The 19074-nt window shown below is 72.9% G+C and carries 12 protein-coding genes and 3 pseudogenes; 3 read left to right on the forward strand and 12 right to left on the reverse strand.

Annotated features, from left to right (window positions below):
* Positions 1–22: 22 nt before the first annotated feature.
* From BJF80_RS04055 to BJF80_RS04095, 7 genes are all read right to left on the reverse strand, one after another.
* Positions 23–2011: a cell wall-binding repeat-containing protein gene (locus tag BJF80_RS04055; RefSeq protein WP_075811538.1), complete on the reverse strand. Its 1989-nt coding sequence runs from the start codon at positions 2009–2011 to the stop codon at positions 23–25.
* Positions 2012–2142: 131 nt separating this feature from the next.
* Positions 2143–2700 carry an NYN domain-containing protein gene (locus BJF80_RS04060; protein WP_075811540.1) on the reverse strand — a complete coding sequence of 186 codons (558 nt, stop codon included), beginning with the start codon at positions 2698–2700 and terminating at the stop codon, positions 2143–2145.
* A 33-nt stretch (positions 2701–2733) separates the two neighbouring features.
* Complete coding sequence (locus BJF80_RS04065; protein WP_022923440.1) at positions 2734–3924, reverse strand: alpha/beta hydrolase-fold protein; 1191 nt, start codon at positions 3922–3924, stop codon at positions 2734–2736.
* 1076 nt (positions 3925–5000) lie between these two features.
* The gene (locus tag BJF80_RS04080) at positions 5001–6218 is read right to left on the reverse strand and encodes an ATP-grasp domain-containing protein (protein ID WP_075811546.1); all 1218 of its coding nucleotides are present in this window, start codon (positions 6216–6218) and stop codon (positions 5001–5003) included.
* 54 nt (positions 6219–6272) lie between these two features.
* Entirely contained in the window at positions 6273–7217 is a 945-nt protein-coding gene (locus BJF80_RS04085) for an SGNH/GDSL hydrolase family protein (protein ID WP_075811548.1), read from the reverse strand.
* On the reverse strand, positions 7183–8361 hold the full coding sequence (locus BJF80_RS04090) for an acyltransferase family protein (protein ID WP_075811550.1): 1179 nt from the start codon (positions 8359–8361) through the stop codon (positions 7183–7185). Before BJF80_RS04090 ends, BJF80_RS04085 begins: the two co-directional genes overlap by 35 nt.
* A 64-nt stretch (positions 8362–8425) precedes the next feature.
* Positions 8426–9271, reverse strand: coding sequence for a flagellar basal body-associated FliL family protein (locus BJF80_RS04095; protein ID WP_075811552.1), 846 nt, complete (start codon positions 9269–9271; stop codon positions 8426–8428).
* Between the two features lie 819 nt (positions 9272–10090).
* On the opposite strand from BJF80_RS04095, the pseudogene BJF80_RS04100 reads away from it, so the two are divergent.
* Positions 10091–10608: pseudogene (locus BJF80_RS04100) on the forward strand (peptidylprolyl isomerase).
* Positions 10609–10996: 388 nt separating this feature from the next.
* A pseudogene (locus BJF80_RS19670) lies at positions 10997–11380 on the forward strand (rhomboid family intramembrane serine protease); the annotation flags it as partial.
* A gap of 231 nt (positions 11381–11611) precedes the next feature.
* On the opposite strand, the gene BJF80_RS21450 reads toward BJF80_RS19670, so the two are convergent.
* On the reverse strand, positions 11612–12337 hold the full coding sequence (locus tag BJF80_RS21450) for a cell division protein CrgA (RefSeq protein ID WP_414899283.1): 726 nt from the start codon (positions 12335–12337) through the stop codon (positions 11612–11614).
* Between BJF80_RS21450 and BJF80_RS21455 the strand changes: the two are divergent.
* A pseudogene (locus BJF80_RS21455) lies at positions 12221–12676 on the forward strand (DUF881 domain-containing protein); the annotation flags it as partial. The gene BJF80_RS21450 and the pseudogene BJF80_RS21455 sit on opposite strands and share 117 nt — an antisense overlap.
* 25 nt (positions 12677–12701) lie before the next feature.
* Here BJF80_RS21455 and pknB read toward each other — a convergent pair.
* From pknB to BJF80_RS04135, 4 genes are read right to left on the reverse strand one after another with little or no spacing between them, the layout of a single operon-like run.
* A complete protein-coding gene (pknB, locus tag BJF80_RS04120; protein ID WP_075811554.1) occupies positions 12702–14756 on the reverse strand; it encodes a Stk1 family PASTA domain-containing Ser/Thr kinase in 2055 nt (684 codons plus the stop codon).
* Positions 14753–16210: a peptidoglycan D,D-transpeptidase FtsI family protein gene (locus BJF80_RS04125; RefSeq protein WP_075811556.1), complete on the reverse strand. Its 1458-nt coding sequence runs from the start codon at positions 16208–16210 to the stop codon at positions 14753–14755. The genes pknB and BJF80_RS04125 overlap by 4 nt, the downstream gene beginning before the upstream one ends.
* A complete protein-coding gene (locus BJF80_RS04130; protein WP_075812151.1) occupies positions 16207–17604 on the reverse strand; it encodes an FtsW/RodA/SpoVE family cell cycle protein in 1398 nt (465 codons plus the stop codon). The genes BJF80_RS04125 and BJF80_RS04130 overlap by 4 nt, the downstream gene beginning before the upstream one ends.
* Complete coding sequence (locus BJF80_RS04135; RefSeq protein WP_075811558.1) at positions 17595–19073, reverse strand: PP2C family protein-serine/threonine phosphatase; 1479 nt, start codon at positions 19071–19073, stop codon at positions 17595–17597. Before BJF80_RS04135 ends, BJF80_RS04130 begins: the two co-directional genes overlap by 10 nt.
* Position 19074 lies beyond the last annotated feature (1 nt).

Here is a 19074-nt window from a genome sequence, read left to right on the forward strand (position 1 = left end):
CGCCCGGGCGGAGGCAGGCGGGTCAGCAGGTCCGCGCGCCGGCGTCCCAGGCGAGCACGCCGGAGCCCCCGGCCAGCCGGGACAGCCCGATGCCGAGCGAGTCGTAGACCTCGTCGACCGAGCTGGTGCGGCAGCTCTGCCGGGTGAGCAGCAGCGGCGCCGAGCGGTCTGCGGCCAGCTGCGTCCCGGCGACCGCGTCCACCGGCGCCGTCCCGGCCGCGACGACGGCGCTGGAGGCCTCCTCGAAGGCGTCCTCGGCGATGAGCGCGCTGGTGGTGTAGCGGTTGCTGCCGCCGATACGCTCGACGGAGGCAGCCGGCAGCAGCCGCTGGGCCTGGCGCAGCACCGCGTCGTCCACCGCGCCGGTCCCGCCGAGCACGACCACCCGTGAGGGCGCCAGCTCGGCGAGCCGCTCGGCCGTCACCGACGGCAGCGTCGTGGGCTGCGTCAGCAGCATCGGCGCCTCGGTGTGCGCCGCGGCCGCCCCTCCGCCGAGCGCGTCGGCGAGGTTGCTGCCGCTGGCGAGATAGACGGTGTCACCCGACCACTCCTGCTCGTGGCTGAGCTGGACGGCGGTGTCGTAGCGGTTCGCCCCCGCGACCCGGCGCACGGCATACCCCTGGCGCCGCAGCGTGGTCTCCACCTGTCCCGAGACCGCGGTCTCGCCCCCGACGACGACGACCTCCTCGGTGCCCAGCTCCTCCAGCGCCGCCAGGGTCTGGCTCGGGAGCGCCTCGGTGCGGGTGAGCAGGACGGAGGAGTCGTCGCGGCTCGCGACCGGTCCCACGCCGAGGGCGTCGGCGATCTCGGTGCCCTGGGTGAGGTATGCCGTCCGGGCACCATGCACCGCCGCCTCCTGCGCGAGCCCGGCCGCGACGGCGTAGCGGTTCTCACCGCCGATGCGCTGCACCGCGGAGCGGTCCTGCGCCTGCTGTGCGCCGACCTGGGCACGCAGCGTGCCGAAGAGCTGGTAGAGCTGCCACCCGGGGCAGCTCGTCGCGTAGACGTCGCGGTGGCCGTGCAAGGCCGGGAGCTGACGGGTCCAGCCGAGGTAGTCGTTGGTGTAGGTGACCGTGTCGGTGACCTCGACGTCGTGCTGGTTCAGGACCCAGGCCGAGGTGACCGAGAGGGCGCCGAGCTCGGCGGCCGGGACCGGGCTGATCTCGTGGTTGCCCAGGCTGCTGAGGCCGAACCAGTCGGCGTTCATGCCGTAGGAGTGGGCTCCCTGGACGTTGCCCTCCAGCCCGCCGGAGCGGCCCTCCCAGGCCCGCCCGTAGCGGTCCACCAGGGCGTTGTAGCCGACGTCGCGCCAGTCCAGCGTGCGGGCGTGGTAGTTGTAGACGGCCCGCAGCATGGCCGGCACGTCCTCCGGCGCGTAGTAGGCGTCCGTCGCCGTGTGGTGGATCGTCACGCCGAGCTTGGGTCGGTCCAGGACCGGCCCGGAGCTGGGGATGAGGTCCATGTCGCCGGCCCAGTCGGCGCGGCGGCCGATGATCACGCCCTCGCTGGCGGCGTCGGCGGTGGGCATCGACTCGACCTGGGCCACGTCCTGCGCGGTCACCTGGGTGGTCCACGTCTCGACGCTGGCGTCCTGCGTCTGCGAGGACAGCTCGACCTGGACCTGGTCGGCGTCGAGGACGATCGAGGCCTCGGTCCCCCACTCCCCGGTGGCCTGCATGTCCGGCCCGGTGGCGACGCCCTTCTCCAGCGAGGTCCAGTCGCCCCACTCCTTCCCGTCGTGCAGCCGCATCCGGGCCCCCGCCTCCGGCTCACCGGTCCAGCGCATCCCGATGACGGTCACCTCGCGCGGGTCGAGCGCGAGCGTGCCGCGCAGGACGTCCTGGCCGTCGGTGGACGTCGCGGACCGCACCGGCTCCAGGTCGGTCGACCGGTGCTCCGCGCCGTCGACGCTCCGGGGCTCGTCGGCGACGGCGACGGTGCCGGAGGTGAGCGGCACGAGCAGCGAGGCCGCGGCGAGCGCGGACAGGACGAGGCCTCGGGATGGGCGCATGGCAGAGCTCCTGGGTCAGCACGGCGGCCGACGGTGACGCGGTCAGGGGGACCGGGTCACGATAGCCTCATCAGCCCCACGATTTCACTACTCTTTGCCAAACCCATACCTTCTGAACTGCATCTTTGCGCTTACTGCAGGAACATCGCCGGGTCGAACTCCTCGATCGGGATGATCCGCAGCCGGGGCAGTGTGGTGTTGAACGCGCGCGTGTCGTGCTCGAGGTCGAAGAACTCCATGCCCTGCGCCACGAGTTGGTGGAAGCCGGAGTTGCGGAACTCCTCGAAGGCGATGAGGCCGACCCGACGCTCGCCGTCGAGCAGGGGGGTCACCGCCTCGAGGAAGTCCCCGTCGTGGCTCACGAGCATGACGTCGTCGGTGCGCTGCTGCAGCGCTTCCAGGGTGCGCTGGATCGCGATGTCGACGACCTTCTCCTCGGCGCTGCCGGACAGCGGGACCGGGGTGTAGCCCAGTGCCCGCAGCGCCTGGACGAAGGACATGGGCAGGCCGCTGCTGGCGTTGAGGAAGAACAGCCCCGTGGCGTCCTGTCCCCAGGTGTCCTGGGTGAAGGTGAGCAGCCGGTCCCACCGTGGCCGTTCCTCGGGCTGTGGTCGGCGCCCGAGGATGGAGTTGCCCAGCGTGGCATCGATGTTCTCCCCGTCCACGAGGAGGTAGGTGAACTGGCCCATGAGGGACCTCAGGCTTTCTTTCGGTATATCGGATTATTCGTAGACGAACTTCTGCGGTCCCGGGAAGATCCACGACAGGCCGTCCCGCAGCCGGTCGCGCCAGTTCTCCCAGGAGTGCCCGTCGCGGGACTCGACGTACTGCACCCGGGCGCCGGTGGACTCGAAGACCGGCACCATCGACCGGTTGGGCACGATGAGGGGCTCGTAGACGCCGCAGGTGATGAACATCCGCTCGGCGACGCGCTGCGGCTCCTCCCGGTAGCGGTTCATGAACTTCACCACCGGGTCGAAGGCCGGCCCCCCACCGTGGTCGGACCCGATGTCGGTGAAGACGAAGGACCCGGACTGCAGGAAGAGGTTGTCCCACACGCCGGGATCGCGCGCCGCCGCGGACAGCGAGGCGACCGCACCGAAGCTGGCGCCCATGAGGCAGCGCGCGTCGGCCCGGCGGATCACCGGCAGCTGCTCCTCGATCGCGGGCAGCAGCTCGGTGGTGAGGTGACGCGCGTGCGGGGCGTAGTTGGGGTACTCCCGGAGCCGGTCGCCCGGGTTGGAGAAGACGACGATGGTCTCGGCCATGTCCAGGTCGTGGATGAGGTTGTCCAGCACCGTGCGCATCGCGGTGTAGGTGAGGTAGTCGTCGCCGTCGTGCACGACCAGCAGCGGGTAGTGGCTGCTGCGGCGGAAGCGTGCCGGGAGGTAGACCCGGTTGTGCGTGGTCCGGCGCAGGGCCCGGCTCGGCAGCGGGAGGTCGATCAGCTCCCCGGCACGTGCGTCCGGCTGCGGCACGACCCACTCCGGAGTCTCATACCCTGCTGCCTGGCAGACGCTGGAGGACCCCACGGGGCTGTGCGCGACGTGCGGGTTGAGCGGGTCGTTGAAGGTCTCGACGGCCTCGCCGACCCGCACCTCGATCTGGTACTCCACCCGGGACGCGGCGGGCAGCTCGATCGTGACGTACCACAGCGGCTGCACGCCCTCGGGCACGTCCAGCCGCTTCATCGGCACGTGCTGCGGCTGGTTGACGATCCGGTGGCGCACCGCGACCGCGTCCGCGGGTCCGCGGTAGAGGAAGGTGCACTTCTCGCCCTCCACCACCGGGACCTCGTGCTCGGCGAGGAAGCGCGTGATGACGTCCTCGTCGAGGCGACGGGCGCGCAGCGCGTTGATGGCCAGCTTGCCCTTGTGCCGGGGCGGCATGGGGTATGTCTGGGGCTGGCTCACGACCACTCCTCCCGCGCGGGGTCGACCGGGGCGGCGCCGGGGGAACGGTCGGTGGCACCGGGGTCGAGGTGCCGCACGGGGTGGCCCGAGGGGCCGAGCACCCGGGCGCCTGGGGCAGTCGGCCCTCCGGCGTGAGGTCGACCCTGTCGCCCGGGTCGAGGGGCAGCGGGACCCGCGGGTGGCACCGGCTCACCAGGGTCGTCATGCGGCCCGGGTCGTCGAGCGCCAGGCGGTCCGCGGCCGACGGGAGCGCGACCAGACCCCGGGTCAGCCCGAGGCCGTCCATGAGCATCTCCGCGACACCGGGGGCGATGACGGAGTCGTCGTAGAAGAGCAGCACCCGTTCGGTGAGGGCCATCGCCCCGGCACCCCAGGCGATGACCGGCCGGTGGACCCGGGCGTGCACCCCGCTCGGGTCGGTCTCGTCCTCGACCGGGTGGGCCAGGACCGGCGCGAGGTTGAACATGTGCAGGGTGCCCAGCAGCACCCCCACGTGCCCCCCGGTGATGACCACCACGTCGCAGCCCTCGACCAGGGCACCGACCTCGGCGCGGCCACGCACCACGGCGTCGCGCTCCTCCGGACGGTGCCGGGCGTAGAACTCCTGGTGCAGCTCGGCGACCCGGCGGACGTGCCGTTCGTCCAGGTCGCGCATGATGCCCAGCACGTCCTCCAGGGCCAGGCGGTGCACCCGCTCGTCGCGTGGCTCGTGCGCCCGGATGCGGCCCAGGGCGTCGACCGCGTGCCGCAGCCCGATGAGGTAGAGCTCCTGCATCTCGGTCAGCACCTGGCGACGCCGCCGGTCGGCCTGCTCCAGCTCGGGGTCGGCCTCCCAGATCTGCTGCATGCGCTGCCAGAGGCCGAGGTTGACGCACCGCCCACCCAGCTGCTCGACCAGCAGCGCGTCGTCGTGCTCCCGGTCACGCCAGCCGGCGGTGATGGTCGCGACCCCGGCTCCGTCCAGGTCGAGCGAGGCCATGACGCGGTCCAGCTGCGGGTGGCGCTGCGGGCCGAGCAGGGTGATGCGGGGCGGGGACGAGGGTGCCGTGCCGCGCTCGGCGAGGTGCCGGTCGGCGTCAGCCGGCATGGACGTGCACCGTGCGCCCCACGTCGTCGAGCATCCCCCGGAGCGCGTCGAAGTCCGGGTGCCGCATCCGGATCCACGCGTTGGCCATGAAGCCGGCCTCGACCGGCTGGGTCCCCGTGCCGGCCACCGGCACGTGGGCGTCGATGATCCACCGGCCGTAGCGGTTCTCGATGTCCTCGAGCCCGCTGTAGCCGGTGATGAGGCCGTCCCGGTCCGGGCGCAGCGCCACGATGCCCGCGCTGTGGCTGCGGCTCGCGTGCTCGCGCACCTCGCCGTGCACGAGCGACTGGGCCCAGGCGGCATACACGTCCATGTCGTTGGCCGCGCAGTAGAGGTCCCAGCAGCCGACGCCGGGCGGGCGGCACCCGATCTCGGAGAACTTCAGCCCCTTCGGGCCGTGGAACCACTCCATGTGGGTGGCGGAGGTGCCGATGCCCAGGGCCTCGTTGACCCGGTGACCCATCTCGCGGATCTCGTCGTAGAGGCCGCCGCCGTCGATCCGGTTGGTGGCGATGAACTGCGGCGAGATCCAGCGGGTGCGCATCGCCTCGAGGACGCCGGGGAAGTAGTGCGAGGCGAAGTCGACCGCGATCCGCCCGTCGATGGAGACGGTGTCGTAGAAGCCCTCGTGCCCCTCGATGAACTCCTCGACCGCGATGGAGGAGTAGCCGCCCATCCGGTCCAGCGCCGCGGCCAGCTCGGTGTCCGAGTCGACCCGGACGGTGTCGGCGGCGCCCGCGGCGTCCCGCGGCTTGAGGATCAAGGGGTAACCGACCGCTGCGGCGAAGTCGCGCACCTGGTCGGCGTCGTCGGCCCCGGTGGAGGCGGCGGTCGGCACCCCGGCGGCGCGCAGCGCCTCCTTCATCGAGGGCTTGTCGCGGCACAGCCAGGTGGTGCGCACCGAGGTGCCCGGTATGCCGAGATCCTCGCGCACGTGCGCCGCGACGAGCTGGTGGGACTCGATGGTGGACTCCAGCCGGTCCACCCACACCATGCCCTGGACCCGGCGCACCGCCTCGGTCATCGCGTGGCGGTCCGTGACCGAGCCGACCTGCTCGTAGTGGACCATCCACGACTTCAGCTGGTCGTCCAGGTAGTCCAGCGGGGTCTCACCGATGCCGATGACGTTGGCCCCGGCCTGCGCCAGCGCCCGGGCGAACTCCCGCTGGTTCTTCGGGAAGTGCGGCTCCACGAGGACGATGTTCACGGGTCCGAGCCTGCCACATCCTGGCGCTGCGCGGGGATCGGGTCCGGGGTGCGCTCACTTCCGCCGGGCGAGCTCGTCGAAGGCGCGCGCGACGACCTCGGCGTAGACGTGCATACCGTCGATGTCGGGGTGCACCCGGTCGCTCTGCAGCACCTCGGGCTGCTCGCTGATGGTGGCGTTCCAGTCTCCGACGACGGCCTGCGGGTAGTCCGCGACGACGGCGCGGAGGGTCTCGTTGGACTCCTCGGTGAAGGAGGCCTGGACGTAGAGGTCCATGACCACGACGTTGCGGTCCGGCCCGAGGGTGTCGAGCACCGAGCGCAGCGCGGCCTCGTCCACCCCGGCGTTGGTGCCGAGGTGCAGGACGACGTTGCCGCGGACCTCGCCGGCCTCCACCCCGGCCGTGACGACCTCCACGGACTCCGCCCATCGCCGGTTGGACTGGGCGAGGTAGCTGATGTCGGGGAAGCGGTAGCTGAGGCCGTCGGCGCTGGTGACGACCAGCGAGTCACCGATCGCGGTGAGCTCGGACCCCGGGGGCACGAGCAGACCGTCCTCGTCGGGGCGGAAGGTCGACTCCCCCACCTGCACCTCACCGGGTGCGGGTGCCGGGGCGGCGTCGGAGTCCTCGCCGTCCTCGGCGCGCTCGGTCGTGCCCTCGCCGCCGGCGGCCTCCTCGTCGGAGGACTCACCGTCCGCTGCGGTGGCTCCCGCGGCAGGCATGCTGCCCAGGGTCGCCCCGAGCCCGGCGGCGTCGCGGGCGAGCGAGGCGCCCGACGCGGGTGCCGCGTCCGCGCCGGAGTCGATGCGGGCCTGGGAGTCCTCGATCTGGCGCTGGGTCGCCGACTTCTCCGGGGCCGTGACGAGGGCGACCACGGTGCCCACGAGCAGGACCGCGAGCCCCGCGGCGACGAGCCGGGGCGTCCTGCTGCGGTGCCACCCCGTGGTGAACCAGCGGACCGTGTCACCGAGGCTGGCCCGGGTGCCGCGTCGGCGCACCGGGACCTCCAGACAGCGCCACGAGAGCTCGGCCAGCACCAGCGTCAGGAGCAGCGCACCGAGGAGGACGCGGCCCCACGGAGGGTGCCGGCGGCATAGGGCACGAGGCGCCGGCGATCACCAGCACCGGCCAGTGCCAGAGGTAGATGCCGTAGGAACGTCGACCCAGCCACACCAGGGGCCGCAGGGACATGGCCCGCCGCCACGGCGAGGGTGCCTCGAGCAGGCCGGCGATGAGGACGACGGTGGCGAGCGAGGCGAGCGCGATGCCGCCCCGGAAGGTCAGTGCGGAGTCCTCGCTGCTCCAGCGCACCAGGGCTGCGAGGGTGAGCAGCGCGGCGAGCACCGCCGGGCCCCGCACGCGGCGCCAGCTGCGCGAGCGCAGCCCTGCCCGGTGCGTCGGGTCGGCCCATGCCAGTGCCAGGGCCGCACCTCCCATGAGTCCGACGAGGTGGGTGTCGGTGCCGTAGTAGACGCGGGTCGCGTCCGAGCCCGGCGTGAACAGCGCGGCCATGAGCAGCGTCGAGGCCAGACCCGCGGCGGCCACCGCGCCGACCCGTGCCCGGGTGCTGGGGGCGAAGGCGAGCACCACGACCAGCGTGAGCGGCCACAGCAGGTAGAACTGCTCCTCGACCGCCAGGCTCCAGAAGTTGACGAAGAGGATCGGGCTGGTGCTCTGGAAGTAGCTCGCGCCGGCCGCGATCTCCAGCCAGTTGCTGGTGAACGTCAGGGCGCCCGCCGCCTGCCGGACGATCCCGACGAGCAGGTCGCCGCCGACGAGGCGTGCCGCCACGACGCTGACGACGACGACCGCCAGCAGGGGCGGCACCAGGCGGCGGGCCCGTCGGCGCCAGAAGGACAGCAGGTCGACCCGCCCCCGGGCGTCGATCTCCCGGAGCAGCAGGGTGGTGATGAGGAAGCCGCTCACCACGAAGAAGACGTCGACGCCCAGGAAGCCGCCAGGCAGGGCGGCCGGGACGAAGTGGAAGGCCAGCACCGCGATGATGGCCAGCGCCCGCAGCCCGTCGAGGCCGGGGATCTGCCCGGGGCGCGGATCGACGTCACGAGGTCCGCGGCCGCGGCGGCGGGGGCGTCGGGTGCCCGTCGGCGCGGCGAGCAGCGCCTCCGTCGAGGCGCCCTGCATCGTCGTCGACCCGGTGACCGGCGGGCTGCTCGACGGGAGGCCGCCGGGGTCGACGAGCGCCCGCTCACCGCCCGGGGCAGGTGCGGCGGGCGCGTGCTCGGGGTCGCCCTGGGCATACCCCTCGCGTCGGTGGCACCGTGGCGGTCGAGATCGTCCCGGTCCGGGTGGGAGGCGGGCAGCGACATGTGCCGTGCCACCTCCTTCGTCGACCTGACCTGCTGACCTGAGGGCCGCTGGCGACCAATCTAGGTGCGGCGTCCGCGCTGTTCGGGGAGGTCGACGGTGTGTCGCGAGGCGGTCGCCCGGACGTGACGAGGCGCCCACCCGGTGGGGATGGGCGCCTCGTGGACGTGCTCTCAGACGGAGGCGGGTCGCTCGTCGCCGTCGCCGTCGTCGTCGTTGTCGTCGGCACCGTGCGGCAGCGTGTCGTGGCTGTGCTCGCGTGCGACTGGATCTCCTCGGTCGGCGACTCGCCGACGGCCTGCTCCTCCACCGAGCTCGGCGTCTCGGTGCCGAGGTCGTCGATCTGCTCGGTGTCGAGCATGCGCGCCTGGCCGTCGTTGCTCATGGTCGTCTCCCCCTCCATGGTGCTGGCCCCGGCCGCCCCGCCCACCGCACCGGTGGTCGTCGCGGTCGCCGCGGTCGTCGAGGGAGTGGACGCGGTCGAGGTGGTGCTGCCGGCCCAGGGGTCGGGTCGGCCGTCCTTGCTCGCCCACGGGTCCGCGGCGGGCTGGCTCTGCTGCTGCGAGAGCCACCACGCCACGCCGGCGCCGACGGCGGCGAGGATCCCCAGGGCGATGAGCTTGCCGCCCTTGCGCCGCGGAGCCTTGGGAGCGCCGGTGACGGTGGCCACGACGCCCTCCTCCTGGGCCAGCAGGCGGTCCTTGCCGGACTGCACCTCGGCGAGCATCTCCTGGATCTTGGGCAGGAACTCGTCGTTGATGAGGTCCCGGACGTGGTCGACGGTCGGGGCCAGCCCCGCGACGCCTCCTGGGCCCGCGGGACGGCGACATCGATGCCGTGGTCGACACCGGCCACGGCACGGTCGCGGGTGGTGGCGGCGAGCCCGGCCAGCGCAGCCGCGCCGGCACCGGCCTTCGCGGCGGCGGCCTCACCGAGCGGCCCGGTCTCCCGTGCCCGCTGCCAGGCCTCGGAACCCCGGTCGCGCAGCGCCTCGGCCGCGTGGCCGCCCTGCTCGCGCCACGACTCCGACTGCTTGCGCAGGTTCTTGGCAGTCTTGTTCCCGCGCGCGCGGGTGTCCTTGGCGAGCTTGGCGGCACGCTTCTCCGCCTGGGCTCCCTGCTTCTCGGCGGCCGCCCGGCCGTGCTTGCGGGCCTCGCCGGCCGCTGCGCGGGCCTGCTCGACAGCCTTCGCCGCCGAGGCGCGGTCCTTGCTCGCGGCCTTGAGCGCCTTGGCCCGGGCCTTCTGGGCGTGCCGTCGGCCCGAGGTGTCGTCCTTGGGCGCGGTCACCTCGGCCAGGGTGGCCAGGACGGCCGCCCCGAGGTTGCGGGCGCCCGACGCGGCACTGGCGCCCGCCTCGGTGGCGTCCTGCCGGGCACGGCTGGCCTGCGCGGCGGCACGTTCGGCATCGGTCTTGAAGAACACGTGCTGTCCCTCCTGTTGTCGGTCTGGGCCCCATCCTGCCCTGTCCTGCTGACGAACTCCACCTCACCCTGCCTGCGCCACGGCGCGGCGCGGGCGGCATACCGATCGTGCGAAACTGGGAGGCATGAACGTCACGCTGCACACCAACCACGGCGACATCGCGCTGGTGCTCTTCGAGCACGCGGCACCCAAGACGGTCGCCAACTTCACCGGGCTCGCGACGGGCGAGAAGGAGTACTCCGACGACGCCGGGCGCACCAACCCGCAGCCGTTCTTCGACGGGCTCGCCTTCCACCGCATCATCCCGGGCTTCATGATCCAGGGCGGCTGCCCGCTCGGCGAGGGCTTCGGGGGCCCGGGCTACACCTTCGACGACGAGATCAGCCCGGACCACGACTTCACCCAGCCCTACATGCTCGCGATGGCCAACGCCGGCAAGCGCATGGGCAAGGGCACCAACGGCTCCCAGTTCTTCATCACGGTCGAGCCGACCACCTGGCTGCAGGGCAAGCACACGATCTTCGGCGAGGTGGCCGACCAGGCTCCCGCGACGTCGTCGACGCCATCGCCGCGGTGCCGACCGGGGCCGGCGACAAGCCGGTCGAGCCGGTCGTCATCGAGCGCGTCAGCGTCGAGGGCTGACCAGGCCCGGGGACCCGTGAGCGAGCCCGCTGCCGCGCCGCCCCCGGACGGGACGCGCGGCACCCAGGGTGGGGGCCCGCCGGTGTGCCCACGGCACCCGGACCGGACGAGCTACATCCGGTGCCAGCGTTGCGAGCGGCCCACCTGCCCGGACTGCCAACGGCCGGCCGCGGTCGGCGTGCAGTGCGTGGACTGCGTGCGCGAGGGCTCGCGCGGCGCCCCGGTGGCGCGCACCCGCTTCGGGGCGCCGGCGCAGGCCGGTCGCCCCGTGGTCACCTGGACCCTCCTCGGCCTGTGCGTGCTGGTGTATGTCGGTCAGCTCGCCAACCCTGTCGTCACCCGCGAGCTGGCCTTCGTCGGCGTCCTGGCGGGTGTCGAGCCGTGGCGGCTGCTGACCACCGCCTTCGTGCACTTGCCCTCGAGCCTGCTGCACATCGCGTTCAACATGTACATCCTCTTCGCCTTCGGGCCGATGCTGGAGCAGGCGCTGGGCCGGGCGAAGTTCGCGGTCACCTACGTGCTGTGCGCCCTCGGCGGGTCGGCGGGGGTGCTGCTGCTCGCGAGCCCCGACCCGGGGTGGATCCGTCCGGTGGTGGGCGCCTCGGGCGCGATCTTCGGCCTGCTGTTCCTCTACGTCGTCCTGGCGCTACGGCAGGGCACCGTGCCCACGAGCCTGCTCGTCATGATCGGCGTCAACCTGGCGCTGCCCTTCTTCGTCTCGGGGATCGCCTGGCAGGCCCACGTCGGTGGTGCGGTGACGGGCGCCGCGATCGGCGGTCTGCTGGTCCTGACCTCGGCACCCGGTCGCTCGCCGGAGGCGACCCGTCGTCGGGCGCTGGCCTGGCCGGCCCTCGCCGGGATGCTGGTGCTGATCCTGCTCCTGGCCGGGGTCCGGCTGTGGCAGGTCATGGGACCGATGGCCTTCGCTACGCCGCCTGACGTCCCTGGAGACCCGAGTTACACCGGTGTCGTTATCCCCACGCTGGGGACGGGCTGTGGACAACTAGCGCCAGCGGGTGGCCATCGCGAAGCCCACCATGATGAGCCCCATCCCGATGCCGAGGTTCCAGTAGCGGATCGAGGCGATCGGCCACTGCCCCCCGGTCACGTAGAACACGGCCACCCACAGCACGCCGACGATCATCAGCGCGCACATCACCGGCACGAACCAGGAGGGGTTGCCCGGCAGGCTCTGGGTCTGGGGCGTGGTCTGGCTGGTGCGTTCGGCGCGCTTGCGCGCACCTTCTCGGCCGCGAGACTCGGGCACGTCCGTCTCCTTCGTGGTGGGAGTCGTCAGGATATACGCCCGATACGCTGGGCGGTGATGACCGATGACGTGGGCCAGGGGAGCCCGACGGCGCGCCGTGGGCGGGCCGCCGGCGTGACAGCGGTATGCCTGGCCGCCGGGCTGCTCTTCGGCACCAGCGCCTCGTTGGCCCGGGACGGCGGTGGCGCACCGGCGGATCTCGTCGACCTGATCACCGAGCGCGACGAGCAGGTGCGCGACCTGACCCGGCGTGCGGAGGACCTGGGCGGCGAGGTGGAGCAGCTGCGCGCGCAGCAGGCCTCGAGCGCCGCGGCCGTCGACGAGCGACGGGCCGACGGGCTGGCGCTGGGCGTGGGGACCGCCGCGGTGACCGGTCCGGCGCTCGGCGTGACCCTCGACGACGCCGGATACAGCCTGGACACCCTGCCCGAGGGTTTTTCCGTCGACGACGTGGTCGTGCACCAGCAGGACCTGCAGGGGGTCGTCAACGCCCTGTGGGCCGGCGGCGCCGAGGCGATCATGGTGCAGGACCAGCGGATCGTGTCGACCAGCGCGGTCCAGTGCGTCGGCAACACCCTCTATCTGCAGGGACGGGTCTACTCCCCGCCCTACACCGTGACCGCCGTGGGCGATCCGGAGGCGATGCGGGCCGCGCTCGGCGCCGATCCGGTGGTGTCCACCTATCGCGACTGGGCCGACGCCGTCGGGCTCGGCTACGAGGTGAAGGACCTCGGGGAGACCGAGCTCCCCGCCTTCGCCGGCACGGTCCGGCCCCAGCACGCCACCGTGACCCAGCGCTGACCACGGGAGTGGGTGCTGCCGGCGCCTACTCGGTCGGGTCGTCCTCGGTGGGCGGGTCCTCCGACGGTGGGTCGTCCGGAGGCCCGGGCTGCGTGGGCTCGGGGTCGGTGGGGACCGGGGGGATGCTCGAGGTCTCGGTCGGCTCCTCCGTCGGCTCCTCGGTCTCCGTGGGCTCCTCCGTGGGCTCCTGCGTCGGGGTGTTCGTGACCGTCTCGGTGATGACCTCGGTCTCGGTCTGCACCGGCTCGGCGGCGACGACGAGGCCCACGGTGCTGCCCTGCTCCACGGTGTCACCGGCCTCGACCGACTGCTCCAGCACCGTCCCGGCATCGGCCTCGGCGGTGCGGCGCGTCTCGATCTCCCACTCCAGGGTCTGCTCGTCGAGCAGCAGCACCGCCTCGTTCTGGTCCAGACCCACGACGTCGGGCACCTCGACCTCGCCGCTGGCCACGGTCAGGACGATCTCGTCGCCCGGGTCGATCTCCTCGCCCTCGCCGGGGTCGCTGGAGACGACCTGACCGTCCTCCCAGTCCGGGTCGTCGGTCTGCTCGGACTCGCCGCGGACGTTGGTGAAGCCCTCCCGCGCGAGCAGGTCCCGGGCGGCCTGCTCCTCCAGTCCCTGCAGCCGTGGGATGGTCTGCGCCTCCGGGCCGGCCGAGACGGTCAGCTCCACCTGGCCGCCGCGCTCCAGCTCCCCGCCGGGCGGGTCCTGCTCGATGACGATGCCGGGCTCCTCGTCGCTGTTGCGCTGCACCGCGTCCTCGGCGACGGTGAAGCCGGCCTGGGTCAGCGTGGTCCGCGCCTGCGCCTCGGTGCTGCCCACGGTGCTCGGCACCACCAGCATCTCCGGGCCGTCGTCGCCGTTCGGCCCCATCACCTGCCACAGGACCCAGGCGACGCCCGCCAGCGCCACCGCGGCCAGCGCCCCGAGCAGCAGCGCCGCGCCGGGGTGCCGTCGCTCGCGGACCGGCAGCTCGTCGGTGCGCTCGTAGCGGTCGTCGTCCCTCCCGCCGGCCGGGAAGATCCCCGTCGGTTCCTCGGGGTATGCCTGTGGCTCGCGCGCCCCGCCGGCCACCGGGACCGCCTGGGTCGCGGCGGCGGACGAGGCCGCGGCGGCAGCAGCACCGGCCGCGGCCGCACCGCCCAGGCCGAGGACCCGGTCGTAGGTCGCCTGCGCCGGCGCGGAGACCGGCTCGTCGGCCCGGGCGGCGTTGAGGTCGGCCCTGAAGGAGCCCGCGTCCTGATAGCGGTCCTCGGGCTTCTTCTCCAGCGCGTGCAGCGAGATCGCATCCAGCGCCTCCGGCAGCCGCGACCCGTGCGTCGAGGGCGCCTTCGGTGCCTCGCCGAGGTGCTGGTAGACCAGCGAGACCGGGTCGCCCTGGAAGGGCGTGCGCCCGGCGAGCAGCTCGTAGAGCAGGCAGCCGACGGAGTAGAGGTCGGAGCGGCCGTCGACGTCGAGCCCCTGCGCCTGCTCCGGGGAGAGGTAGCGGGCGGTCCCCATGACGGCCTGCGTCTGGGTCATCGTCGCCGCCGTGTCGGCGATGGCGCGGGCGATGCCGAAGTCCATCACCTTGACGGCACCTGCCTCGGTCACCATGACGTTGGCCGGCTTGATGTCGCGGTGCACGAGGCCGCGCTCGTGGGCATACTCCAGGGCGGAGAGCACGAGCGCGGTGATCCGCGCCGCCTCGTCGGGGTCGAGGGTGCCGTGCTCGTTGAGCAGCTCGCGCAGGGTCTTGCCCTCGACCAGCTCCATGACGATGTAGGGCACCTGGACCGTGGCGCCCCCGGACTCGGTGACCGCCTGCTCGCCGGAGTCGAAGACCCCCACGATCGCGGGGTGCGACAGCCCGGCCGCCGACTGCGCCTCGCGGCGGAAGCGGGACAGGAAGGAGGAGTCGCGGGCGAGGTCGGTGCGCAGCACCTTGATCGCGACCGGTCGCCCGAGACGCAGGTCGTGCCCGAGGTGCACGTCGGCCATACCGCCGCGGCCGATGAGCTCGCCGAGCTCGTAGCGCCCGCCCAGCACCCGGGCCGGCGGCTCCGGCGGCGGGGTGGCCTGCGTGGGGTCGTCCGTCATCGCTGCACTCCTGCCTCCAGCATGGCCCGTGCCACCGGCGCGGCGACGAGACCACCGGTCTCGCCGACCCAGTTGTCGGTCGCGGACTCCACGACGACGGCGACCGCGATCTGCGGATCGTCGGCGGGCGCGAAGCCGGTGAACCACGCGTGCGCGGCGCCGCTCTCGCCGAACTCCGCGGTGCCGGTCTTGCCCGCCACCTGGATGTCCGGCAGCGCCGCCGACTGCCCCGAGCCGCGTTCGACGACCTGGGTCATCATCTCGGTGAGCTGCTCCGCCGACTCCTGGGAGACGGCGCGCGAGCGCGTCCTCGGCTCGTTGCGCTCGATGACCTCGAGGTCGGAGCCGCGGACCTCCTCCACCAGGTAGGGCGTCATCGTCACCCCACCGTTGGCGATAGCCGCAGAGATCATCGCCACCTGCAGCGGGGTCTCGCGGACCTCGAACTGGCCGATGCCGGTCAGGGCGAGCTGGGCGTCGTCCATCTCGTCCGGGTAGATCGAGGGGGTCACGCTCATCGGCACCTCCAGCGGCTGGCCGAAGCCGAAGGCCTCGGCCTGCTCCCGGACGGAGTCGGCGCCGAGCTCGCCGGCGAGCCAGGCGAAGGAGGTGTTGCAGGAGACCTGCACCGACTCCGCGAGGGTCGGCCGCCCCTCGGGGTCGCAGGCGGCGCCGCCGAAGTTGGGCAGCTCGGTCTCGGTGTTCGGGAGGGTATACGTCAACCCGCCCTCGAGCTCGGTGTCCGGGGAGTACTCCCCCGACTCCAGCGCGGCCGCCGCGAGGACGAGCTTGAAGGTCGACCCGGGCGGGTAGAGGTCGCCGCCGATCGCGCGGTTGACCAACGGCTCGGCCGGGTCCTCGCTGAGGGAGGTGTAGGCCTCGTCCACGGCGGCCAGCTGGTGGCTCGCCAGGGCGTTGGGGTCGTAGCTGGGCCGGCTGACCATGGCCAGGATCTCGCCGGTCGCCGGGTCCAGCGCGACGGCGGCGCCCCGCCGGTCGCCCAGGGCCTCCGCCGCGGCCGCCTGGACGTCGGGGTCGATGGTCAGCTCGAGGCTGGCCCCGGAGGCGGGCGTGCCGGTGACGACGTCGGAGAGGCGCTGGTAGAACAGGCTGTCGTCGGTGCCGGCGAGCACCGGGTCCTCGGCCCGCTCCAGCCCGAGACCGGCGCCGTAGGTGAAGGAGTAGTAGCCGGTGACGTGGGCATACCGCTGCGCCTGGTCGTACTGCCGCAGCCACTCCAGCTCGTCGTCGGTCGGCTCGGAGGTCGCGATCGGGGTGCCGTCCACGAGGATGGCGCCGCGGTCCCGGCTGTAGTTGTCGATGAGGGTGCGGCGGTTGCCGGGGTGCTCGCGCAGGTCCTCCGCCTGGACGAACTGGATCCACGTCGTGGAGATCAGCAGGGCGGTGAACATGGCGAAGACGACCAGGGCCAGCCGGCGGATGGGGGTGTTCATGCGCTCGCCCCCTCGCGCTCGGCCTCGTCGATGCTCGGGTCCTGCCGCCGCTCGGAGATGGGGCGGCGGGCGTGGTCGCTGATCCGCAGCAGCAGCGCCACGATGATCCAGTTGGCGAGCAGCGAGGAGCCGCCCGCCGACAGGAAGGGCGTGGTGAGACCGGTCAGCGGGATGACCCGGGTGATGCCGCCGACGATGACGAAGACCTGGAGCGCCACGGTGAAGGACAGGCCGACGGCCAGCAGCTTGCCGAAGCCGTCGCGGGAGCCGATGGCCGTCCGCAGACCGCGCTCGACGAGCAGGGCGTAGAGCAGGAGCAGCGCGAAGAGCCCGATCATGCCCAGCTCCTCGCCGAAGCTGGCGACGATGTAGTCGCTGTTGGCGTAGTAGGTGATGTAGGGGAAGCCGCCGCCCAGCCCGGAGCCGAAGATGCCGCCGTGCGCGAGGCCCATCAGCCCCTTGGCGACCTGGTCGGACTGCTCGGCGGCGAAGGGGTCCAGCCACAGCGTGACGCGGGCCTGGACGTGGTCGAAGAGCCGCCAGGCGAGCACGCAGCCCGAGGCGAAGAGCGCCAGCCCGATGACGATCCAGCTGGTGCGCTCGGTCGCGACGTAGAGCATGGCGACGAAGAGCCCGAAGAAGAGCAGCGAGGAGCCCAGGTCGCGCTGCAGCACCAGGATGAGCACCGACAGCATCCAGATGACCAGGATCGGGCCCAGGTCGCGGGCCCGGGGCAGCTGCAGGCCCAGGATGCGGCGCCCGACGAGGGACAGCGCGTCCCGGGTCGAGACGAGGTAGCCGGCGAAGAAGACGGCGACCGCGATCTTGGCCAGCTCGCCCGGCTGGAAGCTGAACGGCCCGATGCGGATCCACAGGCGTGAGCCGTTCACCGTCTCTCCGATGACCGGCAGCATCGGCAGGAGCAGCAGCACGAAGCCGAGCGCCATGGCGATGTAGGTGTAGCGCCGCAGCACCCGGTGGTCGGGCAGCAGCATGAGCACGGCCGCCGCGATCGCCATCGCCAGCCCGGTCCACAGCAGCTGCCGGCTCGCCACGCCGTCGGTGCCCCCGGCCGTCTCCACGAGGTCGATGCGGTGGATCATCACCAGGCCCAGGCCGTTGAGCAGGGTCGCCAGCGGGAGGAGGAGCGGGTCGGCATACCGGGCCCGGGCGCGGAGCACCGCGTGCAGGCCGAGGGCCAGCACGCCGAAGATACCGACGTGCAGCCACACGTCGGTGGGCAGCGCGCCCTCGGCGGTGAGGTTGACGGTCACGTAGGCGAGGGTGACGACGCCGACGGCCAGCACGAGGAGCAGCAGCTCGATGGTGCGGCCGCTGCGGACCTCGAGGCTGGTGACGGTGGAAGGGGTGGGAGTCGTGGCGCTCATGGGCATCCCTCCGGCCACACGACCGTCGCGGTCGGCCCGGTGTCCTCCGAGCCCGTCGGAGCCGCGGTGGCGGTGCTGGTCTCGGTGCCCCCGAGGGCGCTCCCGCCCAGCTCGAGGGAGTCCCGCAGCAGCTCCCGGGCCGGTCCCGACGCCGCCGCGGAGCGCTGGGCGTCGGCGAGGCTGTCGGCGGTGACGGTGTCCATGTCGTCCGGGATCTCGGTGCTCTGCGACCCATCGGGCAGGAGCACGGTGGGCACGCAGGCGGCTGCTGTGAGCGCCCGCAGGTCGGCGACGATGCGCTCGGCGTCGTCCTGCCCGTCCGCGGACAGGGTTCCCTGCACCCGGCGCTGGTAGTAGTAGGGCAGCTCCTCGACGGGCAGGTCGGTCTGCTGCTCGGCCGTGGACAGGCTCACCGGCCCGAGGTCCTGGGAGATGCCGCGGTAGATCGTGACCATGCCGTCCTGCTCGCCCACGTAGTACTGCTGCTGGCTCCAGGTCCACGCCGCCCAGCCCCCGGCGACGAGCACCGCGAGCACGGCGACCGTGATGCCGGCCAGCCGCAGCGTCCGGACCCAGGGCCGGCTCTGCTCCTCGGCGAGGACCGGTCCGTCGTCCACGGTGGAGACGCCGGAGGCCTCCCGGGTCAGGGCGGCAGCCTTCTCGGCCGGGCTGAGGTGGCGCAGCGGCCGGTTGCCGCGGCGCTCGCTCGCGGCGCCCACGACCTGCGGCTTGCTCGTGCCCTCGCCGGGGGAGACGGCGTCGGCCACGACGACGGTGACGTTGTCGCGGGTGGAGGCGCGCAGCGCGGTGTGCACGAGCGCGTCAGCGACCTGACCGGGGGTGCGGCCGGGTTCGGCGAGGATCTCGGTGACCACCTCGGTGGAGACGTAGTCGGTCAGCCCGTCGCTGCAGATGAGCACCCGGTCGCCGGAGCGCAGCTCGCGCAGCGACAGGTCGGGGTGGTCCTCGGGGCGGCCGGTGAAGACCCGGGTGACGAGCGAGCGCTGCGGGTGGTGCTGCGCCTCCTCCTGGCTGATCCGACCCTCGTCGAGCAGCTTCTGCACGAAGGAGTGGTCGGTGGTGATCTGGGTGAGCCGCCCACCGCGCAGGAGGTATGCCCGGGAGTCGCCGATGTTGGCGACGGCCAGCTTGGTGTCGACCCGGAGCATGGCGATGCAGGTGGTGCCCATGCCGTCGGAGTCGGGGTAGACCTCCATGACGTCGGCGAGCCGGTTGTTGGCCTCCTCCAGCGCGTGCTCGAGGATGTCCAGGGCGTCGTCGGCGCCGTGCGACTCCCCGTCGAGGTGGACCAGCTCGCCGACGACGAGGGAGGAGGCGACGTCGCCCGCGGCGTGCCCGCCCATGCCGTCGCAGAGGACGAGCAGCTCGGGCCCGGCATACGCGGAGTCCTCGTTGCGGGCCTTGCTGCCGAGGCCGATGTTGGTGCGCGCGGCGTAGCGCAGGGCGAGGGCCATG

Source organism: Serinicoccus sp. CUA-874 (assembly GCF_001942225.1).
GTDB lineage: Bacteria > Actinomycetota > Actinomycetes > Actinomycetales > Dermatophilaceae > Ornithinicoccus > Ornithinicoccus marinus.